18 protein-coding genes are annotated in these 21,591 nt (G+C 55.0%); 10 read left to right on the top strand and 8 right to left on the bottom strand.

Annotation, left to right across the window (positions count from 1 at the left end):
• The first annotated feature begins 1 nt into the window (after nt 1).
• Nucleotides 2–1,687, top strand: coding sequence for a PTS fructose transporter subunit IIBC (gene fruA, locus ACOTX5_RS03055; protein ID WP_015572312.1), 1,686 nt, complete (start codon nt 2–4; stop codon nt 1,685–1,687).
• A gap of 74 nt (nt 1,688–1,761) precedes the next feature.
• Here the strand turns inward: fruA and nfo are convergent, their stop codons facing one another.
• Nucleotides 1,762–2,619, bottom strand: coding sequence for a deoxyribonuclease IV (gene nfo / locus ACOTX5_RS03050; protein ID WP_045910724.1), 858 nt, complete (start codon nt 2,617–2,619; stop codon nt 1,762–1,764).
• Between the two features lie 64 nt (nt 2,620–2,683).
• Nucleotides 2,684–3,730: a YeiH family protein gene (locus ACOTX5_RS03045; RefSeq protein ID WP_033487350.1), complete on the bottom strand. Its 1,047-nt coding sequence runs from the start codon at nt 3,728–3,730 to the stop codon at nt 2,684–2,686.
• A gap of 97 nt (nt 3,731–3,827) precedes the next feature.
• On the opposite strand from ACOTX5_RS03045, the gene yieE reads away from it, so the two are divergent.
• Together yieE and ACOTX5_RS03035 are read left to right on the top strand one after the other, a co-directional pair.
• The gene (yieE, locus tag ACOTX5_RS03040; protein ID WP_017383387.1) at nt 3,828–4,694 is read left to right on the top strand and encodes a DNA-binding transcriptional regulator YeiE; all 867 of its coding nucleotides are present in this window, start codon (nt 3,828–3,830) and stop codon (nt 4,692–4,694) included.
• A gap of 180 nt (nt 4,695–4,874) precedes the next feature.
• Nucleotides 4,875–6,344, top strand: a complete 1,470-nt coding sequence (locus ACOTX5_RS03035; protein WP_006811308.1) for an amino acid permease — start codon at nt 4,875–4,877, stop codon at nt 6,342–6,344.
• A gap of 54 nt (nt 6,345–6,398) precedes the next feature.
• Here ACOTX5_RS03035 and ACOTX5_RS03030 read toward each other — a convergent pair whose 3' ends face one another.
• Together ACOTX5_RS03030 and fghA are read right to left on the bottom strand one after the other, a co-directional pair.
• A complete protein-coding gene (locus tag ACOTX5_RS03030; protein WP_234101213.1) occupies nt 6,399–8,384 on the bottom strand; it encodes a ligand-gated channel protein in 1,986 nt (661 codons plus the stop codon).
• Between the two features lie 267 nt (nt 8,385–8,651).
• On the bottom strand, nt 8,652–9,479 hold the full coding sequence (gene fghA, locus ACOTX5_RS03025) for an S-formylglutathione hydrolase (protein ID WP_045910726.1): 828 nt from the start codon (nt 9,477–9,479) through the stop codon (nt 8,652–8,654).
• 137 nt (nt 9,480–9,616) lie between these two features.
• Between fghA and ACOTX5_RS03020 the strand changes: the two genes are divergently transcribed.
• From ACOTX5_RS03020 to mglC, 7 genes are all read left to right on the top strand, one after another.
• Nucleotides 9,617–10,765, top strand: coding sequence for a YbfB/YjiJ family MFS transporter (locus tag ACOTX5_RS03020; protein WP_017383385.1), 1,149 nt, complete (start codon nt 9,617–9,619; stop codon nt 10,763–10,765).
• A gap of 102 nt (nt 10,766–10,867) precedes the next feature.
• Nucleotides 10,868–11,536 carry a GTP cyclohydrolase I FolE gene (folE, locus tag ACOTX5_RS03015; RefSeq protein WP_015572317.1) on the top strand — a complete coding sequence of 223 codons (669 nt, stop codon included), beginning with the start codon at nt 10,868–10,870 and terminating at the stop codon, nt 11,534–11,536.
• An 18-nt stretch (nt 11,537–11,554) separates the two neighbouring features.
• Nucleotides 11,555–12,712 (top strand): DUF418 domain-containing protein YeiB, encoded by a 1,158-nt coding sequence (gene yeiB / locus ACOTX5_RS03010; protein ID WP_015572318.1) that lies wholly within the window; start codon nt 11,555–11,557, stop codon nt 12,710–12,712.
• Between the two features lie 155 nt (nt 12,713–12,867).
• Complete coding sequence (gene galS, locus ACOTX5_RS03005; protein WP_003859324.1) at nt 12,868–13,890, top strand: HTH-type transcriptional regulator GalS; 1,023 nt, start codon at nt 12,868–12,870, stop codon at nt 13,888–13,890.
• A 295-nt stretch (nt 13,891–14,185) separates the two neighbouring features.
• Nucleotides 14,186–15,184, top strand: a complete 999-nt coding sequence (gene mglB / locus ACOTX5_RS03000; protein ID WP_017383382.1) for a galactose/glucose ABC transporter substrate-binding protein MglB — start codon at nt 14,186–14,188, stop codon at nt 15,182–15,184.
• A 79-nt stretch (nt 15,185–15,263) separates the two neighbouring features.
• Complete coding sequence (mglA, locus tag ACOTX5_RS02995) at nt 15,264–16,784, top strand: galactose/methyl galactoside ABC transporter ATP-binding protein MglA (protein ID WP_003859320.1); 1,521 nt, start codon at nt 15,264–15,266, stop codon at nt 16,782–16,784.
• A gap of 15 nt (nt 16,785–16,799) precedes the next feature.
• Nucleotides 16,800–17,810 (top strand): galactose/methyl galactoside ABC transporter permease MglC, encoded by a 1,011-nt coding sequence (gene mglC, locus ACOTX5_RS02990; protein ID WP_003859318.1) that lies wholly within the window; start codon nt 16,800–16,802, stop codon nt 17,808–17,810.
• A 38-nt stretch (nt 17,811–17,848) separates the two neighbouring features.
• Here the strand turns inward: mglC and ACOTX5_RS02985 are convergent, their stop codons facing one another.
• From ACOTX5_RS02985 to cdd, 4 genes are all read right to left on the bottom strand, one after another.
• Nucleotides 17,849–18,286: a helix-turn-helix transcriptional regulator gene (locus ACOTX5_RS02985; RefSeq protein ID WP_045333654.1), complete on the bottom strand. Its 438-nt coding sequence runs from the start codon at nt 18,284–18,286 to the stop codon at nt 17,849–17,851.
• Nucleotides 18,283–19,632 (bottom strand): type II toxin-antitoxin system HipA family toxin, encoded by a 1,350-nt coding sequence (locus ACOTX5_RS02980; RefSeq protein WP_045333653.1) that lies wholly within the window; start codon nt 19,630–19,632, stop codon nt 18,283–18,285. Before ACOTX5_RS02980 ends, ACOTX5_RS02985 begins: the two co-directional genes overlap by 4 nt.
• Before the next feature lie 134 nt (nt 19,633–19,766).
• Complete coding sequence (gene sanA, locus ACOTX5_RS02975; protein ID WP_017383381.1) at nt 19,767–20,477, bottom strand: outer membrane permeability protein SanA; 711 nt, start codon at nt 20,475–20,477, stop codon at nt 19,767–19,769.
• A 127-nt stretch (nt 20,478–20,604) separates the two neighbouring features.
• Nucleotides 20,605–21,489, bottom strand: coding sequence for a cytidine deaminase (gene cdd / locus ACOTX5_RS02970; RefSeq protein ID WP_017383380.1), 885 nt, complete (start codon nt 21,487–21,489; stop codon nt 20,605–20,607).
• Nucleotides 21,490–21,591 lie beyond the last annotated feature (102 nt).

The raw sequence follows: 21,591 nt of genomic DNA, 5'->3' as shown, positions 1-21,591 counted from the left end.
AATGAAAACGCTGCTGATCATTGACTCCGGTCTCGGACAGGCTCGTGCCTATATGGCGAAGACCCTGCTGGGCGCGGCGGCACAAAAAGCGCATCTGGATATCATTGATAACCCGGGTGATGCTGAAATGGCGATTGTTCTGGGCGACAAAATCCCCGCTGACAGCGCCCTGAACGGCAAAAAAGTGTGGCTGGGTGATATTAATCGCGCGGTGGCACACCCTGAACTGTTTCTGAGCGAAGCAAAAGGTCATGCGACGGTTTACAGCGCACCTGTTGAGGCGGCGCCGGTTGCCGCCGCTGGGCCGAAACGCATTGTTGCGGTAACGGCCTGCCCGACAGGTGTGGCGCACACCTTTATGGCGGCTGAAGCCATTGAAACCGAAGCGAAAAAACGTGGCTGGTGGGTGAAGGTTGAAACCCGCGGCTCTGTTGGTGCGGGCAATGCCATCACGCCTGAAGAGGTGGCGGAAGCCGATCTGGTGATTGTGGCGGCGGATATCGAAGTGGATCTGGCGAAGTTTGCCGGCAAGCCGATGTACCGTACCTCTACCGGCCTGGCGCTGAAGAAGACCGCGCAGGAGTTTGATAAGGCGCTGGCAGAAGCCAAACCGTATCAGGCAACCGGTGCGGCTAAAACTGCGACCGAAGGGAAAAAAGAGTCTGCGGGCGCGTATCGTCACCTGCTGACCGGCGTGTCCTACATGCTGCCGATGGTGGTGGCGGGCGGCCTGTGTATTGCGCTCTCCTTCGCCTTTGGTATCGAGGCGTTTAAAGAGCCGGGCACACTGGCGGCCGCGTTGATGCAGATTGGCGGCGGCTCCGCGTTTGCGTTGATGGTGCCGGTGCTGGCGGGCTTTATCGCCTTCTCCATTGCTGACCGTCCGGGTCTGACGCCGGGTCTTATCGGCGGTATGCTCGCCGTGAGCACCGGTTCTGGCTTTATCGGCGGTATCATTGCCGGTTTCCTCGCCGGTTATGTGGCGAAGCTGATCAGCTCGAAGCTGAAGCTACCGCAGAGTATGGAGGCGCTGAAACCTATCCTGATCATCCCGCTGATTTCCAGCCTGGTGGTCGGTCTGGCGATGATTTACCTGATTGGTAAGCCGGTCGCGGGCATTCTGGAAGGTCTGACCCACTGGCTGCAAACCATGGGGACGGCGAACGCGGTGCTGCTGGGCGCAATCCTCGGCGGTATGATGTGTACCGACATGGGGGGGCCGGTGAACAAAGCGGCATATGCTTTTGGCGTTGGCCTGCTGAGTACCCAGACCTACGCGCCGATGGCGGCGATCATGGCGGCCGGTATGGTGCCTCCGCTGGCGCTCGGTCTGGCGACGATTATTGCCCGCCGTAAGTTCGATAAAGCGCAGCAGGAAGGCGGTAAAGCGGCGCTGGTGCTGGGCCTGTGCTTCATCACCGAAGGCGCAATTCCGTTTGCGGCACGCGATCCAATGCGTGTTCTGCCGTGCTGTATCGTGGGTGGTGCGGTGACGGGGGCTATCTCCATGGCGGTAGGTGCGAAACTGATGGCGCCGCACGGCGGTCTGTTCGTCCTGCTGATCCCTGGCGCCATCACGCCGGTGCTGGGTTATCTGCTGGCGATTGTTGCCGGTACGCTGGTGGCAGGCCTGTCTTACGCGGTGCTGAAGCGCCCGGAAGCGGAAGTGGTCGCAAAGGCAGCCTAAAAGCGGTGTCGGGTGGCGGCTTCGCCTTACCCGACCTACAAAAAAAGCCGGGTGCGTAAGCAGCCCGGCTTTTTTTATGCCGCCTGGTCAGCGGTTTGCTGCGCCTTCAGCCAGGCAATCTCTTCCGCCCAGATATCCGGATTGATGGTTTCCAGCACCATTGGAATGCCGTCGAAGCGGGCATCCTGCATGATAAAGCGGAACGCATCATGGCCGATGTTGCCTTCGCCCAGGCTGTGGTGGCGGTCAACGCGACTGCCGAACGCGCTTTTCGCATCGTTTAAGTGCATACCGCGAAGGTATTTAAAACCGACAATACGCTCGAACTCCTCGAAGGTATTTTTCGTGGCCTCGGTTGTGCGCAGGTCATAGCCGGCGGCAAAGGCGTGACAGGTATCGATGCACACCCCCACGCGGGATTTATCTTCCACGCCGTCGATGATCGCCGCCAGATGCTCAAACTTAAAGCCGAGGTTGCTGCCCTGACCGGCGGTATTCTCAATCACCGCCGTCACGCCCTGGGTTTTATCCAGGGTCATGTTGATGGACTCGGCGATGCGCGCCAGACAGGCGTCTTCGTCAATCTGCATCAGATGGCTGCCGGGATGGAAGTTCAGCAGCGTCAGCCCCAGCTGTTCACAGCGCTGAACCTCATCCAGGAACGCTTCGCGGGATTTTTCCAGCGCCTCGGCAACCGGGTGACCGAGGTTAATGAGGTAGCTGTCGTGGGGAAGGATTTGGCCAGGCCCGTAGCCGTATTTCTCACAGGCGGCTTTGAAATCATCAATCACTTCAGCGGTGAGCGCTGCGGCGCGCCACTGGCGCTGGTTTTTGGTGAACAGGGCGAAAGCGGTCGCCTCGATTTCGGCGGCGCGAATGGCGGCATTCGCAAGGCCACCGGCAGCGCTGACGTGCGCTCCAACATATTTCATAAAAAGACTCCTGTTAACCCGAAATGCCTATGATAGCGGGTTAACAGGAGAAGGACGAGATGGTTTATGCCAACAGGCTGTGCACGGCGAGGTTAATCGCACCACCGCCAACGATTAGCCAGATGAACAGCACCAGCGCCATCAGCAGCGGTTTCGCGCCGGCTTTTTTCAGCGCGCTGACGTGTGTGGTGACGCCCAGCGCCGCCATCGCCATCGCCAGCAGGACCGTATCCAGCGTCACCAGCATATCCACCATCGCTTTTGGCAGCAGGTGGAAAGAGTTGAAGACAGCGACCACGATGAACAGGATCGCAAACCACGGAATGGTGATTTTGCTTTTCTCGCTGCCGCCTGCCGGAGCAAGCTGTTTAACCCGCGCCGCGAGGAAAATCAGGAACGGGGCCAGCATCATCACGCGCAGCATTTTGGCGATGACCGCCGCGTTTTCCGCTTCCGGGTTAATGGCGTGACCTGCCGCCACCACCTGCGCCACTTCGTGCATGGTTGAGCCGATATAAATGCCGTAGGTTTCCGGACTAAACCAGTGCGCCACCAGCGGATACATGGCCGGATACAGGAAGATCGCCAGCGTACCGAAGATAACTACCGTCGCGACGGCAACCGTGACTTTACTGGCTTCGGCTTTAACGACGGGTTCTGTTGCCAGTACCGCCGCCGCGCCGCAGATGCTGCTACCCGCACCGATCAGCCAGCTGGTCTGTTTGTCCAGCCCAAAGATCTTCTGGCCGATAAAGCACGCCAGTAAAAAGGTGCTCGAAAGGGTCAGGACGTCAATGGCAATCCCGCTGACACCGACATCCGCAATCTGCGAAAAGGTGAGACGGAAGCCATAAAGGATGATCCCGAGACGTAATAAATGCTGCTTGGCGAAAAGCACGCCGCCGTCGCAGGATTTCCATATGTGTGGATAAACGGTGTTCCCGACCACCATGCCAAGCAGAATGGCCAGCGTCAGGGCGCTGAACCCTGCGCCGGCAACCGCCGGTATACTCCCGCCCCATAAAGCCACGCCGGTAACCACGGCGCTGAGCGCGAGACCCGGCACGAAGTGCCATACTGTACGATGATGTTGTAAGGTGATTTCTGACATAACCTTCTCCTTTGTCTGGCTAAAGGTTACGGCGCTCTGGCTTAAAAATAAAATTGATTATATATTTATAATCAATCTTTATAAGTGGTAAGCAACCATGCACATTACATTGCGTCAGCTGGAAGTTTTTGCCGAGGTGCTGAAAAGCGGCTCGACAACCCAGGCGTCACAAATGCTGGCGCTCTCGCAGTCCGCCGTTAGCGCGGCCTTGACCGATCTTGAAGGGCAACTGGGCGTTCAGCTTTTCGACAGGGTAGGAAAGCGGCTGGTGGTGAACGAACATGGCCGCCTGCTGTACCCGCGTGCCCTGGCCTTGCTGGAGCAGGCAACGGAGATCGAACAGCTGTTCCGCGAGGACAACGGCGCTATTCGCGTCTACGCCAGCAGCACGATCGGTAACTACATCCTGCCGGAAGTGATTGCCCGCTACCGCCGGGATTTTCCGACCCTGCCGCTGGAAATGAGCGTCGGCAACAGCCAGGACGTGATCAACGCGGTGATCGATTTCCGCGTGGACATCGGGCTTATCGAAGGGCCGTGCCACAACGTGGATATCATTGCGGAACCCTGGCTGGAGGATGAGCTGGTGGTGTTTGCCTCCCCGGCCTCATCTTTACTCCAGGGCGAGGTGACGCTGGAGCGTCTGGCGCAGGCGCAGTGGATCTTGCGAGAGCAGGGCTCCGGCACGCGTGAGATTGTCGATTATCTGCTGCTGTCCCATCTGCCGCAGTTCCAGTTAGGGATGGAATTGGGTAACTCCGAGGCGATTAAGCATGCGGTGCGTCATGGCCTGGGCATTAGCTGTCTTTCCCGACGGGTGATTGCCGAACAGCTGGAGACCGGCTCTCTGGTTGAGATCCCCGTTCCGCTGCCGAAGCTGGTGCGCACGCTGTGGTGCATCCATCATCGTCAGAAACACCTTTCCAGCTCGCTCCAGCGTTTTCTGCGCTACTGCGCCATTTAACGTTCCCCGGTGGCGCTTCGCTTACCGGGGCTATGTGCGCTTATCACCCCACATTTTTATGCTTTACTTATAATCCTGGCCGAGTCATGAAGCTCTCTTATAACTGAGCATTTCTGCCGGAAGCAACGCAGATCGTCTGCTACAATCGCGCCTCATTTATTGAATGGACAGCATTTTCACATGGTTTCAGAAACTAAAACCACAGAAGCGCCCGCGCTACGTCGCGCACTTAAGGCGCGTCACCTGACGATGATCGCCATTGGCGGCTCCATCGGTACGGGTCTTTTCGTTGCCTCTGGCGCAACAATTTCGGCAGCCGGCCCGGGTGGGGCATTATTCTCTTATATTCTGATTGGCCTGATGGTCTACTTCCTGATGACCAGCCTGGGTGAACTGGCGGCATACATGCCGGTGTCTGGTTCGTTTTCGACCTACGGACAAAAATACGTTGAGGAAGGCTTCGGCTTCGCGCTGGGCTGGAACTACTGGTACAACTGGGCGGTGACCATCGCCGTTGACCTCGTCGCCGCACAGCTGGTGATGACCTGGTGGTTCCCGGACACGCCAGGCTGGATCTGGAGCGCCCTGTTCCTGGCGGTCATCTTCCTGCTGAACTACATCTCCGTGCGCGGCTTTGGCGAAGCGGAATACTGGTTCTCTTTGATTAAAGTGGCAACCGTCATCATCTTTATCGTCGTCGGTGTGGCGATGATCGTTGGTATTTTCAAAGGGGCTGAACCGGCGGGCTGGAGTAACTGGACTATAGGCGATGCGCCGTTTGCCGGGGGCTTCTCGGCGATGATTGGCGTGGCGATGATTGTCGGCTTCTCCTTCCAGGGTACCGAGCTGATTGGTATCGCGGCCGGTGAATCCGAAAACCCGGAGAAGAACATTCCGCGCGCGGTGCGTCAGGTGTTCTGGCGTATCCTGCTGTTCTATGTGTTCGCGATCCTGATTATCAGCCTGATTATTCCGTATACCGACCCAAGCCTGCTGCGTAACGATGTGAAAGACATCAGCGTCAGCCCGTTCACGCTGGTCTTCCAGCACGCGGGTCTGCTCTCTGCCGCGGCGGTGATGAACGCGGTGATCCTGACGGCGGTACTGTCTGCGGGTAACTCCGGGATGTACGCCTCCACCCGCATGCTCTACACCCTGGCCTGCGACGGTAAAGCGCCGCGTATTTTCTCGAAACTGTCTCGCGGTGGCGTGCCGCGCAACGCGCTGTATGCGACCACGGTGATTGCGGGTCTCTGTTTCCTGACCTCCATGTTCGGCAATCAGACGGTCTACCTGTGGCTGCTTAACACCTCTGGTATGACGGGCTTCATTGCCTGGCTGGGCATTGCCATCAGCCACTACCGTTTCCGTCGCGGGTACGTCAAGCAGGGGCATGATCTGAATAATCTGCCGTACCGGTCAGGGTTCTTCCCGCTGGGGCCGATCTTCGCCTTCGTTCTGTGCCTGATTATTACCCTGGGTCAGAACTATGAGGCCTTCCTTGCGGACACCATTGACTGGGGCGCCGTCACGGCCACCTATATTGGCATTCCGCTGTTCCTGATCATCTGGTTTGGCTACAAACTGACGAAAGGAACACGCTTCGTTCGCTACAGTGAAATGGATTTCCCGGAACGATTTAAACAATAACCGCACTTCCTCTCTTTTAGCCCGCTCAGTTGAGCGGGCTTTTTTATGGGCAGATCAGAAGCTGTAGGTCATGCCGACGGTGTAGCGACGGCCATCCAGCACGGTGTCATACGTATCGTAATCAATCTGCTTATCGAGCACGTTATACACACCGGCAGTAACCAGCAGGTTTTTGTTGGCGTTGTAGCGCATACCGACATCAACCTGAGTGTAGGACGGCGTACCCTGGGACATTGACGTGCGGCTCAGGTACTCAGACGTTTTACCGCGCAGGTTCAGACGGCTCCAGAATCCGACATCTGGCGTCGCCTGCCAGTCCAGGGTGGTGTTGAACATGTGTTTCGGCATTTTGTTCAGTGGCTTGCCGGAGAACTGGCCGCTCTTCTGCTCAGACTCCGTATAGGTGTAGTTTGCAGTCCAGTTCACATCGCGCGTGATTTTCCACCCGAAGGAGGACTCCACACCGCGCATGTTGGCTTTGTCCACGTTGACGCGATCGCTGACGAAATCATAGCTGTGATCGCCAATCGTACAGGCGGGATCGGCGCTGCTGTTACAGCGGCGAACTTCCGTAATCTTGTCCTTGAAGTCGGTATTAAACAGCGTTACGCCGGCATTCAGGTTATCGTTGTTATCCCAGAGCAGGGCGAGCTCTTCGCTCAGACTCTTCTCTGGTTTCAGATCCGGGTTGCCAACGATGATACCGTCAAGACGGCCGCCACCCGTTACCTGGCCCCAGCTGGCAGACGACTGACGCAGATCCGGCGCACGATAGCCAGCCGAAACCCCGCCTTTTAACGTCCACTGATCGGCCAGGTGCCATACGCCGTAACCGCGCGGCGTCCAGTTAGTACCGTAGTTTTGGTCTTTGTCCATACGCAGGCCGCCGGTCAACGTAAAGCTTTCCGTCATTGCCCATTCATCTTCGGCAAACAGGGCCCAGCTCCAGCGCGTCAGTTTGTTCAGGCCGTCAGCAGCTTCCAGCTGATTACCCTTGTCGCGCAGTTTCTCATAACGATACTGCCCGCCGAGGGTCAACGTATGATCGCCGAGGAAAATCTGGTTCTGGTTGTTGAAGGTGGTGTTATAGGAGCGCATTTCGCGACCTGGATTATTGGTCTCTTCCTGCTGGATATAGCTGGTGGTATTGAAGTCGTCGTAATACCCGCTGTGGGTTAACGAGTAGGTCGTGTGCTCATAGCGCGAGTCGCTTTTGGTATTTGGCGTACAGGTTGTTCCCCGGCAGGTTTCAGCCGCTTTCGACATCCCCGGGGTGCTGTTTCTGTCCTGAAGCTCGCGAGCAAAGTCGAGGTCGAAATCGTTCTTCTCGTCCGGCGTGAAGTTCAGCGTAATGCCACCGTTACGCATTTTCTGCTCGTTATAGCCGTTCACGATTTTATCTTCTGCGCGGCGTGACAACAGCCCCGTCACTTTTGCGCCCAGCAGTCCGTCGATCAGGGGACCAGAAGCGTAGGCGTTGGTCTGGAAGATATCGCCGGAATCATTGTTTTCCTGGAAGGTCGCATCGCCATGCAACGAACCGGTCCAGGCTTTAGTGTTCGAGACTTTTTTGGTAATGACGTTAATTACGCCACCCATAGCATCGGAGCCGTAAAGCGAGGACATCGGGCCGCGGATGACTTCGATGCGCTCAATGGACTCCAGCGGCGGCAGCCAGCCTTGTTCAATACCCGAGTTGTCGCTGTTGGGGTGGGTGCTTCGCGTACTGACGCGTTTGCCGTTCACCAGGAACAGGGTGTACTGAGAGGCCATGCCGCGAATACTGATATCACTGCTGCTCCCGCCGCCAGTGACGACAACGCCCGGGACGTCTCTCAGGGCATCGGTAACATCACGGTAGGCTTTATCTTCAATCTGCTGTTTTGAAATCACAGAGATGGAGGCGGGGGCATTCTGGATTTTTTGTTCAAAACCCGTCGCGGTGACGACAACGGTGTCCTGATCGGCTGCGTGAACGAAGGGGGAACATGTGGCAGCGCCAATGGCGACGGCCAGGAGCTTAATGCGCGGTATTGTCATTTGTACATTCCGTATAAAAATGAATAAAACTCCATCGGGATAACCCTGAGAACTGTATGTTTTTGTCTTGTAAGAACTCTTTGAGATGGAGAAGAGCCTGGAATTGTACAAAAGAATGTAGAATTGTAAACACAAATGATAATTGAAATCATTTGTGTTTGGGTATCGGCGACAGAAATCAGCCTGGATTCAAGCGGATAGAAGTATGTAAAGAGGGGGAGGGGAAGACCCGGTAGGCAGGAGGCGCTACCGGGCAAAAGGCGGAACTTATCTGAACAGATGCTCCGCATGGAAGCGGAGATGATCCTCAATAAAGGACGCCATGAAGTAATAGCTGTGGTCGTATCCCGGCTGAATGCGCAGCGTTAGCGGCCAGTCCTTCTGGTGCGCGGCTTCCGCCAGCACCGCAGGCTGTAGCTGTCCGGCGAGGAACTGATCCGCATCGCCCTGATCGATAAGCATCGGGATCGCATTCACCGAGTCGCTCGCCAGCATCAACGCGCAGCTGTCCCATTCCTGCCATTTTTCTGCTTCTTCACCCAGATAGTGCGTAAAGGCTTTTTGCCCCCACGGCACCTGCGTTGGGTTCACAATCGGCGCAAATGCGGACACGCTGGTGTATTTCCCCGGATTTTTCAGCGCCATTATCAGCGCCCCGTGGCCACCCATCGAATGTCCGCTTATCGCGCAGCGCTCGCTGACCGCGAACTGAGAGTGCACCAGGGCAGGCAGTTCATCGCGAATGTAGTCATACATGCGGTAATGGCTCGCCCACGGTTGTTCCGTGGCGTTGAGATAGAACCCGGCGCCTTTACCCAAATCGTATCCGGCATCGTCGGCCACGTCATCGCCACGCGGGCTGGTATCTGGCATCACCAGCGCAATGCCCAGTTCGGCGGCAATACGCTGGGCACCCGCTTTGGTGGTGAAGTTTTCGTCGTTGCAGGTCAGGCCTGAAAGCCAGTACAGCACCGGTGGATTGTCCGCAGGGGGCAGGAAAATGCTGAACGTCATAGCACAATTCAGCGCGGTGGAGTCGTGCCGCCAGCGCTGCTGTCGACCTTCAAAACAACGATGCTCTTCGAGCAGTTCCATGCAGGGCTCCTTAAAGGTAAGACGATTCATAAAACGCATAATACAGAGTTTTCATTGACCTGTGAGCAACTTTCTCTTTCGCAGGACGGCGAGATGTTGCATCATAAATTTACTTTTCTTTAACAATTGGAGCGATCATGGCGCTGCGTATCGCGCTCAGCGGATTTGTGGTTCTGGTCGTGGCGATGGGGATAGGGCGCTTCGCCTTCACGCCTCAGGTGCCGCTGATGATAGCCGCCGGGCAACTCACGCTTACCAGCGCGGGGCTGGTGGCGGCAATGAACTATCTGGGCTATCTGGTGGGGGCATGGGATGCCATGCGCGCCCATCGCTTCGTTGAAACGCGTCTCTGGCTTGGCATCACCGGTGCGGTGGCGCTAACGCTGCTCTCCGCGGCGGCAGATAATGCCGTTGTTCACGGTCTGCTGCGCTTTGTGATCGGCTGCATGAGCGGCTGGTCGATGGTGCTGATTGCCGCCTGGACCAACGAGCGGCTGGGGCAGCTGGGCAAACCGGGACTCAGTGCGGCCGTCTTTGCCGGACCCGGGGCCGGCATCGCCCTGAGCGGCCTGCTGGCGGTCTATATTCAGGCGAAATCCTTGTCCGCCGGGGCGGCATGGCAAATCTACGGCGTACTGGCGCTGGTGCTGATTGTGCTGGTGGCGCGCTACCTGCCGCGGTCCGGGCAGCTCCATCGGCCCGGTACCGCGCCTGAACCGCTGCTGCTGACCGCAGATCTCAAGCGTCTGGTCTGGAGCTACAGCCTGGCAGGGTTCGGCTATATCCTCCCGGCGACCTTTTTATCGCAAATGGCGGCGGTGCGTTTTCCTGGCAGCCTGTTTGCCCAGTTTGTCTGGCCGATATTTGGCGCCGCCTCGGTGGTGGGAATTGCGCTCAGCATTGCCCTGCGGCATACATCAAGCGCTAACCGCAGGCTGGCGATTGTTCTGTGGTTACAGGGGATTGGCGTGCTGGCGGCCTGGCTGCTGCCGGGCATAGGCGGCTTGCTGACGGGTGGGCTGCTGGTGGGCGGCGGGTTCCTCTGCGCCGTGCAGCTCTCTCTTTTGTACGGTCGCGAGCTGGCGCCAGACCACACGCGTTATATGGCGGGACTGCTCACCACCGGGTATGCCATTGGTCAGCTGGTGGGTCCGGTCACGTCGGCTCTGTCGACCTGGCTCACGCATCGGCTGGAACCTGCGCTGGGGCTGGCGGGGATCGCGCTGTTCGTTGGCGGAGCGTTAGTCTGGAACCGTCAGGCTGAAAGGCAACAGCAATTGCAATAATTATCGTCGTGAATACTGGATTATGTGCGTCGCCTCACGCACAATGAGCGCACACTTTTGCCACAACGAGGGCAAAAGACGCCACACCTGCAGGAGAAAAGAATGTCATCACTCAGTAAAGAAGCAGCCCTTGTCCATGAAGCGCTGGTTGCGCGCGGTCTTGAAACGCCACTGCGCCCGCCCGTGCAGGAGCTGGACAATGATACCCGCAAGAGTCTGATCGCCGGCCATATGACGGAGATCATGCAACTGCTGAATCTCGATCTGAGCGACGACAGCCTGATGGAGACGCCGCACCGCATCGCGAAGATGTACGTCGACGAAATTTTCTCCGGCCTGGATTACGCGAACTTCCCGAAAATCACCGTCATTGAAAATAAGATGAAGGTCGATGAGATGGTGACGGTACGCGATATCACGCTGACCAGCACCTGCGAGCATCACTTTGTGACCATCGATGGTAAAGCGACGGTGGCCTATATTCCAAAAGATACGGTCATTGGCCTGTCCAAGATCAACCGCATCGTGCAGTTCTTTGCCCAGCGTCCGCAGGTGCAGGAGCGTCTGACGCAGCAGATCCTGACCGCACTGCAAACTCTGTTGGGTACTAACAACGTGGCGGTGTCTATCGACGCGGTGCACTACTGCGTGAAAGCGCGCGGCGTGCGTGATGCAACCAGCGCAACCACCACCACTTCGCTGGGCGGCCTGTTCAAATCGAGCCAGAACACCCGCCAGGAGTTCCTGCGCGCCGTGCGTCACCACAACTAATCAGACAGGGCAGGGACCATGGAGCGAAACGTCACGCTCGATTTTGTTCGCGGCGTCGCCATTCTCGGTATCCTGCTGCTGAATATCAGCGCCTTCGGTCTGCCGAAGGCCGCCTATCTGAATCCTGCGTGGTATGGCGACATCACGCGCAGCGACGCCTGGACGTGGGCAATCCTCGATCTCTTTGCACAGGTTAAATTCCTGACCCTCTTTGCGCTTCTGTTTGGCGCGGGACTTCAGCTTCTCCTCAAACGCGGTACGCGCTGGATCCAGTCGCGTTTAACGCTGCTGGTTATCCTCGGTTTTATTCACGGGCTGCTGTTCTGGGACGGCGATATTCTGCTCGCGTATGGTCTGGTGGGGCTGATTTGCTGGCGGCTGATCCGCGACGCGCCCGGTGTGAAAAGCCTGTTTAATACCGGCGTGATGCTCTATGTCATGGGACTGGCCGTGTTATTGCTGCTTGGCATGATTGCCGATGCTTCCACCAGTCGTTCATGGATCCCGGATGCGGCCAACCTGCAATATGAGCAGTTCTGGAAGCTGAAAGGCGGCATGGAAGCGATAGGCAACCGGGCCGATATGCTCGGCGATAACCTGCTGGCGCTGGGCGCGCAATACGGCTGGCAACTGGCGGGGATGATGCTGATGGGCGCAGCCCTGATGCGCACCGGCTGGCTGAAAGGGGAATTTAGCCTGCGACACTATCGTCGTACGGGAGCAGGGCTGGTGCTGCTCGGCGTGATCATCAACCTCCCGGCGGTGATGATGCAGTGGCATCTTCAGTGGGATTACCGCTGGTGTGCATTCCTGTTGCAGGTGCCGCGCGAACTGAGCGCGCCGTTCCAGACTATTGGCTATGCGGCGCTGATCTACGGCTTCTGGCCCCAGCTTTCCCGCCTGTGGATCGTCAGTGCGGTGGCCTGCGTTGGGCGGATGGCGTTAAGCAATTACATCCTGCAAACGCTGATATGCACCACGCTTTTCTACCGATTCGGCCTGTTTATGAAATTCGACCGCCTGACGCTGCTGGCGTTTGTTATTCCGGTCTGGATTGTTAACGTGGTGTTTTCGGTTGTCTGGCTGCGTTTTTTCCGCCAGGGCCCGCTGGAATGGGCATGGCGACGGTTAACCGCCCGTGCTTCGGGCGTGTCATTGCGTAATACATCCAGATAACGATCTGGATCACAATCATTAACAAAACGGATGTAAGCGTTTTCATCTGTGTGAGCTTCTTCACGTAGTCTCCTCTCTCTCGCTGCCAGAATAGCCACCTTGCTAAACACAGGGGGTGTCTGTGAGTTGCTGCAATCCTTTAAAGGGTGGTGAATATGATCACCATTCGTGACGTCGCCCGCCAGGCGGGTGTTTCTGTTGCTACTGTCTCCCGCGTGCTGAACAACAGTGCGCTGGTCAGCCCTGAAACGCGTGAAACCGTAATGAAAGCCGTGACCCAGCTGGGGTACCGGCCAAACGCTAATGCCCAGGCGCTGGCGACGCAGGTTAGCGATACCATTGGCGTAGTGGTGATGGACGTGTCTGACGCCTTCTTCGGCGCGCTGGTCAAAGCGGTGGACGTCGTTGCCCAGCAGCACCAGAAATATGTGTTGATTGGCAACAGCTATCACGAGGCTGAAAAAGAGCGTTATGCCATTGAGGTACTGATCCGCCAGCGCTGTAACGCCCTGATTGTGCACTCTAAAGCCCTGAGCGATGAAGAGCTGGCCGGGTTTATGGAGCAAATCCCCGGCATGGTGCTGATCAATCGTATCGTCCCCGGCTACGCGCACCGCTGCGTCGGTCTGGATAACATCAGCGGCGCGATGATGGCGACGCGGATGCTCATCAGCAACGGCCATCAGCGCATTGGTTATCTGGCCTCCAGCCACGGTATTGAAGACGACATGATGCGCCGCGAGGGCTGGCAAAACGCCCTGAAAGAGCAGGGCATTGCGCCGCTGGAAAGCTGGGTAGGTACCGGTTCGCCGGACATGCAGGGCGGTGAAGCGGCAATGGTGGAACTGCTGGGGCGTAATCTTCAGCTGACGGCCGTGTTTGCCTATAACGACAGCATGGCGGCAGGTGCGCTTACCGCGCTGAAAGACAACGGCATTGCGGTGCCACAGCATTTATCGCTGATCGGCTTTGACGATATCCCGATTGCCCGTTACACCGATCCGCAGCTGACAACGGTGCGTTACCCCATTGCGTCGATGGCGAAACTGGCGACAGAGCTGGCGTTACAGGGGGCGGCAGGGCTGTTAGATCCTGACGCAACGCATTGTTTTATGCCGACTTTAGTTCGCCGCCATTCGGTCGCTATCCGACAAACTGTGGCTCCGATCACTAACTGATAACATCACGTGATGTAACCGTTTTCAATCTGTGAGTAAATTCACAGTATCTTAACAAGCCGCTGTCTATGATGTCAGCGTTTTAGGGGCTGAAACACAATGTAACGGTGATTATTCACTTTTACCGTTACCAGCATGCCTCAAACAACGAATAAAACGCATTTCTGGAGCGTTACCGAACACGGAAGCTGGACATTTTATAAGTGAACTTCGGCGATCAGTAACGTTTTATTAACTTCTGCCCGCCGACCGTTTTTCACAAGAACTACCCTGCATAAAAAAAACCGGAGATACCATGAATAAGAAGGTGTTGACTCTGTCTGCTGTCATGGCAAGCATGCTTTTTGGCGCAGCAGCGCACGCAGCGGATACCCGTATTGGCGTGACTATCTATAAATACGACGACAACTTCATGTCCGTTGTGCGTAAAGCAATTGAAAAAGATGCTAAATCAGCGCCAGACGTGCAGCTGCTGATGAATGACTCCCAGAATGACCAGTCCAAACAGAACGATCAGATTGACGTTCTTCTGGCAAAAGGCGTGAAAGCGCTGGCTATTAACCTGGTTGACCCGGCTGCGGCAGGCACGGTGATCGAGAAAGCGCGCGGCCAGAACGTGCCAATTGTCTTCTTCAACAAAGAACCTTCCCGTAAGGCGCTGGACAGCTACGATAAAGCGTATTACGTGGGTACCGACTCCAAAGAGTCCGGGATTATCCAGGGCGATCTGATTGCGAAACACTGGGCGGCGAACCCGAACTGGGATCTGAACAAAGATGGTCAGATTCAGTTCGTTCTGCTGAAAGGCGAACCGGGCCATCCGGATGCTGAAGCACGTACCACCTACGTTATTAAAGAGCTGAACGACAAGGGCCTGAAAACCCAGCAGCTGGCGTTAGACACCGCAATGTGGGACACCGCTCAGGCGAAAGATAAGATGGACGCGTGGCTCTCTGGTCCGAACGCCAACAAAATTGAAGTGGTCATCGCCAACAACGATGCGATGGCAATGGGTGCCGTTGAAGCCCTGAAAGCCCACAACAAGTCCGCCATTCCTGTGTTCGGTGTGGATGCCCTGCCAGAAGCGCTGGCGCTGGTGAAATCTGGCGCTATGGCCGGTACCGTGCTGAACGATGCCAACAACCAGGCGAAAGCCACCTTCGATCTGGCGAAAAACCTGGCCGACGGTAAAGGCGCCGCTGACGGGACTAACTGGAAAATTGACAACAAAATCGTTCGCGTTCCTTACGTGGGCGTAGACCAGTCCAACCTGGCTGAGTTTATCGGTAAATAAGTTATCTGCATTGTCTTCACTGGGCGCAATTCGTTGCGCCCTTTTATAACGCGATATGCGAGGCCAACAAGGTATAATTATGGTCAGCACAACTACTCAGTCGTCCGGTGAATACTTGTTGGAAATGACCGGTGTCAACAAGTCATTCCCCGGTGTTAAGGCGCTCGATAATGTTAATTTAAAAGTTCGTCCACACTCTATTCATGCGTTAATGGGTGAAAACGGTGCGGGTAAATCAACATTATTAAAATGCCTCTTTGGGATCTATCAAAAAGATTCTGGCAGCATTCTTTTTCAGGGAAAAGAGATCGACTTCCATTCAGCGAAAGAAGCGCTGGAGAACGGTATCTCGATGGTACACCAGGAATTAAACCTGGTTCTGCAACGTTCAGTTATGGATAATATGTGGTTGGGTCGTTATCCAACCAAAGGTGTCTTTGTCGATCAGGATAAAATGTATCGCGACACCAAAGCCATTTTTGATGAGCTGGATATTGATATCGACCCGCGCGCACGCGTCGGGACATTATCCGTTTCCCAGATGCAGATGATCGAAATTGCCAAAGCGTTCTCCTATGATGCGAAAATCGTGATCATGGATGAACCGACATCGTCATTAACGGAAAAAGAGGTTAACCACCTTTTTACCATTATTCGTAAGCTGAAAGATCGCGGCTGCGGCATTGTCTATATCTCACATAAAATGGAAGAGATCTTCCAGCTGTGCGATGAAATCACCATCCTGCGCGACGGCCAGTGGATTGCCACCCAGCCGCTGGAAGGGCTGGACATGGACAAGATTATCGCCATGATGGTTGGCCGTTCCCTGAACCAGCGCTTCCCGGATAAAGAAAACAAGCCAGGCGAAGTGATTCTGGAGGTGCGTAACCTGACCTCGCTGCGTCAGCCGTCTATCCGCGATGTCTCTTTCGATCTGCACAAGGGGGAGATCCTTGGCATCGCAGGGCTGGTGGGCGCTAAGCGCACCGATATCGTGGAAACCCTGTTTGGTATCCGGGAGAAAGCAGAAGGCACCATTACGCTGCACGGTAAGAAGATCAACAACCACAACGCCAACGAAGCCATTAATAATGGCTTTGCGCTGGTGACGGAAGAGCGTCGTTCCACCGGTATTTACGCTTATCTGGATATTAACTTTAACTCGTTAATTTCTAATATTCGCAATTACAAAAACAAAGTCGGGCTGCTGGATAATTCCCGCATGAAGAGCGATACCCAGTGGGTGATTGACTCCATGCGCGTGAAAACGCCGGGCCACCGCACGCAAATTGGCTCACTCTCGGGAGGGAACCAGCAGAAAGTCATTATTGGACGCTGGCTATTAACCCAGCCTGAAATTCTGATGCTGGATGAACCTACGCGCGGTATCGACGTGGGTGCAAAATTTGAGATCTACCAGCTGATCGCCGAGCTGGCGAAAAAAGATAAAGGGATCATTATTATTTCTTCCGAAATGCCGGAATTGTTAGGGATCACAGACCGTATTCTGGTTATGAGCAATGGTCTCGTTGCCGGTATTGTTGAAACCAAAACGACAACGCAAAACGAAATTTTGCGTCTTGCGTCTTTGCACCTTTAAGATCAGGGGCTCCTCATGAGTGCGTTAAATAAAAAAAGTTTTCTCACTTATCTGAAAGAAGGCGGTATTTACGTTGTTCTTTTAGTCTTGCTGGCGATTATTATTTTCCAGGACCCTACGTTCTTAAGTCTGCTGAACTTGAGTAACATTCTGACCCAGTCTTCCGTACGTATTATTATCGCGCTTGGCGTGGCGGGACTTATCGTTACCCAGGGGACTGACCTTTCGGCAGGGCGCCAGGTGGGTCTGGCGGCGGTCATTGCGGCAACCCTGTTGCAGTCGATGGAAAACGCTAACAAGGTGTTCCCGGAGATGGCGACCATGCCGATTTTCGTGGTGATCCTGATCGTGTGCGCCATCGGCGCGGTAATTGGCCTGATTAACGGCATCATCATTGCTTACCTGAACGTGACGCCATTCATCACCACGCTTGGCACGATGATCATCGTTTATGGTATCAACTCCCTGTACTACGATTTCGTCGGCGCGTCTCCAATCTCTGGCTTCGACAGCGGCTTCTCGACCTTCACGCAGGGGTTTGTTGCGCTGGGCAGCTTCCGTCTCTCCTACATCACCTTCTATGCGCTGATTGCGGTGGCGTTCGTCTGGATCCTGTGGAACAAAACCCGCTTCGGTAAAAACATCTTTGCTATCGGCGGTAACCCTGAAGCGGCGAAAGTGTCCGGGGTCAACGTGGCTCTGAACCTGCTGATGATTTACGCCCTGTCCGGGGTCTTCTACGCCTTCGGCGGGATGCTGGAAGCGGGCCGTATCGGCTCTGCAACCAACAACCTCGGCTTTATGTACGAACTGGATGCGATTGCAGCCTGCGTGGTTGGCGGCGTCTCCTTCAGCGGCGGCGTGGGTACCGTGCTGGGCGTGGTGACCGGTGTGATCATCTTCACCGTTATCAACTACGGCCTGACCTACATCGGCGTGAACCCCTACTGGCAGTACATCATCAAGGGCGCCATCATCATCTTCGCGGTTGCGCTGGATTCACTGAAGTACGCGCGTAAGAAATAAGCGCTGGAATGAAAGAACCCGCAGCGATGCGGGTTTTTTTATGAGAAAAGTGAAGCGATAAGCGATTTTGAAACGGGCACTAGTCCGGTTTGAAGCCCAAAGGGTTTAAAGATTTTATTTATGACGTCAGCGGAATAATTGCCTCTGTTATTTTCTACATCCGACAATGTTTTCCGGGATACGCTGACCAGCTTTGCATATTCATCCTGCTTCAGCCCTAACACCTCGACCCTGAGCCTTTTCAGCGCCTCTCCCTGTGTAATTTTCCCCAGCAAAATGTCCCGTATGGCTGCATGCAGTACAGCCTGGCGATCAAGAGTACTAATCCGCGTTAAGCCTTGTGTAACGCGTTGCCTCTTCACTACCGATGGCTTGTCCGGATCTTCCGCCTCGTCATGATGTCGCTTTTTATTTACGCTGCGTACTTGAGCTAATGTCTGTAAAAGCTCTGATTCAGCTTCATTAGGTGTTTTCATAATAAACCCCAACGGGAAAGTTTATCCGGGATGTAGCGAAAACCCATCGCGGGCATTTCCATTATCTGTTCCGGAACGCCTCGCGCCGCCAGCCTTTCCGGGAGATCAATAAGCTGAACGGCTGTTTCATGCAGAGCATCAAGTAATGTTGTGGGAGGGATCCACTCCGCCAGCGTTTGTGCGATAGTGTTGAAATTATAATCCCCTCCTGATTCGCAAGATAATGACCACTTCAGGGTTCTTGGTATCCCTTCAGGATCGGCTTTCATCGGCGCAAAGTCATATACAGGGGAGAGCATAATTTGATTTTCAGCCTTCACAAAGGCGGTATTTCGCCCATGGTTGTCACTATTTCCAAAAATAATATTTAGCAGATCGCGACGCACCCATTCTGTTACAAATCCCGGAATATCAAAATGATAGCCCTGCTGCTGGACCATATGGCTGGAGGTGATTTTATTAATTAACGTGCGCAACGTTGTCTCATGATCAAGGAGGGTGCCGGGTGCCTTTTGTAATAGCGAATACACCGATTCCATACCCAGCCTGACCAGTTGGTCCTGCTCATTTCTCACTATGTCGAAACGCGGTAACCACAGAGACGGGTAATGGCTACCTTCTTCAAGGCGCATTGTTTCCACTGGGATCGTGGAAAAACCCATCGCGTTAAGCTCATGATAATAATGGAATTCAGCTCGCAGAATATTACAATCAACTTCTGTCCTGTTACCGCGTGGATATTTAACCAAATAATAGCGGTCCCGGTTATCCGGCTCGTTTTGCCAGGTATCGATCCAGATGGCATCAGTTTCACTACAGCGCAGCAAAAGTTTAGGCGCTTCACCGCCAGCACCGGTTGCACCACCCGCCGCCGCGCCTCTTTCCTGGGCATAATCCAGAAAATCGGCCGCACGATCGATTACGTCCGCAACCGTAAACGTTTTAGTGCTGGCGAATTTATTCCATTCTGGGACGGATTCTTTTATGCGCAAATTCCCCACAGGGGACATTGTGCCAAATTTCAGCAATAAGAAATTTTGCTGGCCAACGGGTAATTCACTGATGTCGAGCGCATTAATCCAGTAACGGCGGCTTGCTCCGGCGGGAATAATATCGTCGATAAATCGCAGCCAGCCCGGTTGGCCATGGTCATCAAAAAAGAGTGATACAGGGTGATTGACTGAGACTGCGTGAAAATCATCATAGTCGAGAAAATTAATCGCATACTCAGTGAGATAGTCTAACTGCGTGGTATTCCAGTCATTTTTTTCACTTCCTGGATATTTGATGAGAGCGATATCCGTCCATGTTTCGTTCAGATATGCCTGTACGGTTAACGTCTCCATCTCACCTCCATAACGCGACAATGTGTAAAATATTACTCATAGTCAGTGATAAAAACAAGTATTGCTACTTATATCACTCATTAGGTGTCTAAAAAGAGAGTAATGCGTTTTATATCACGCATTGTAGATCTGAATTACTTCTTCTGAATTTCCAGCAACTGCTCTGGCGTTACCGCCGGGTAACCCTGTGCATTCTCTGGCACTTCGTGCATCGTTGGGATCGGCACCAGCGGGCCTAAAAAGCGCGGTTCACGTTTGAATAAGTACAGGTCAGCCAGCGCGCCAAAACGAGCGCCAAACTCACGTACGCGCACGCTCAGCATATCCTTTGGCGATGGCACCGCATAACACTGCGCCTGAATGCCCATATGCAGGGCGATAAACAGCGCCCGCTCGCAGTGGAAACGCTGGGTAATGATGATGAAATCATTGGTGTCGAACACCTTGCGGGTACGCACGATGGAATCAAGCGTGCGGAATCCGGCGTAGTCGAGCACGATATCGGCCGGGTCGACGCCTGCGGCAATCAGATCTTTGCGCATCGTCACCGGCTCGTTATAGCTTTGCAGCGCGTTATCGCCGCTCAGCAGCAGATAGTTCACCTTGCCGCTGTTATAGGCGTTCAGCGCGCCCTGAATACGATACCGGTAATACTGATTTATGACGCCAGTGCGGTAATACTTGGCGGTGCCAAGCACCACACCAACCTGACGGTAGGGGAGATCCTGTAGGTCATCAAAAATGTAGGGGGCTGTTTTCCAGCTCATCCAGCGGTCGAGACCCAGCACGATCAACAGCAGTATGCCGACCAGGACAGACAGGCTGTAAAACACGCGCTTTAACATGCAGATGGCTCGTACCGATGATGAAATTTCCCTCAGGCTACTGTACCCGCCTGGTTAGCGCAAGAAACAGCGATTCAACTGAGGGGTTTTTCGTCAGACTGGCGGGCAACTCTGCCCGCCGAACAGATTATGCCAGCAGCACGCGGTCGATGGTTGAACAGCCCAGCGCTTTCAGCGTGGCTGCGGTCGCGTCCCACTGGATCAGCGGCGCATCGGCCTTTTCAGCCAGGATTGCGCGCTGAATATCCGGGTAGTCATACCCGTTCAGGCTAAGCAGGTTCAGGGCACCCTGGAGCGGAGGCAGCGTCGGGTTAAATGCGGCGTTCTCTGCATAGCTGCCGGTGAAGATGCGGCCGTCGCGGCACTGAAGGGCGACGCCGCTTGGAGATTTGCTGTATGGCGTGTGGCTTTTATTGGCGGCGGCAATGGCCGCTTCGCTCAGCTCATCTCCCGAGAGCGCATAACCGTGGTCCTGCTCGTCCATTAGCAGGGTTTTGATCTCAAGATCTTTCGGGCCGAAAGCATCCGGCAGGTAATCACCCAGCGTATGCGGTGCGCGTCCCGGCAGGTTGATACGCAGTTCAAGACCGCTGTTCAGCTCATTCATAAACTGGCGGCAGTGGCCGCAAGGGGTATAGTTGACGGTGATGGCGCGCAGGGCTTTTTCGCCGCGCAGCCAGGCGTGACTGATGGCGCTCTGCTCCGCGTGGACGGTTTGCTGCATGGTCGCACCAAGAAACTCCATGTTTCCGCCGAAGTACCAGGTTCCGCTCACGCCGCGCGCAATTGCGCCTACGTTAAAATGGGAAAGGTCAGCGCGGGCGCAGGCAGCCGCAAGGGGCAGCAGGGCGAAAGCCAGCGCGTCTTCGTCCAGCCCCGTTGCCTGTTTAAGGGCCGTGACCTGATCTGCCGTCAGCAGGGCGGGGAAATGCGCATCCGCCAGAACCGGAGCCAGGGCTGATTGCAAATTCTCTGCAAGCTGAGAGAAAGCAGCTTGAAAACGTGGATGCATGACGTTGCCTCATCAAGGTTAATGGATCGGTAGTGTACGGAGCCGTACGGCCTTTATATGTGATCCAAATCTCATTATGTGTGCAACTTATGAAATGAAAAT

The sequence above is a fragment of the Enterobacter cloacae complex sp. IR5441 genome (assembly GCF_049238215.1).
GTDB classification, from domain to species: Bacteria; Pseudomonadota; Gammaproteobacteria; order Enterobacterales; family Enterobacteriaceae; genus Enterobacter; species Enterobacter hormaechei_C.
Note: the sequence above shows the minus strand (reverse complement) of the source record. Positions and strands in the feature narration are given on the sequence as shown.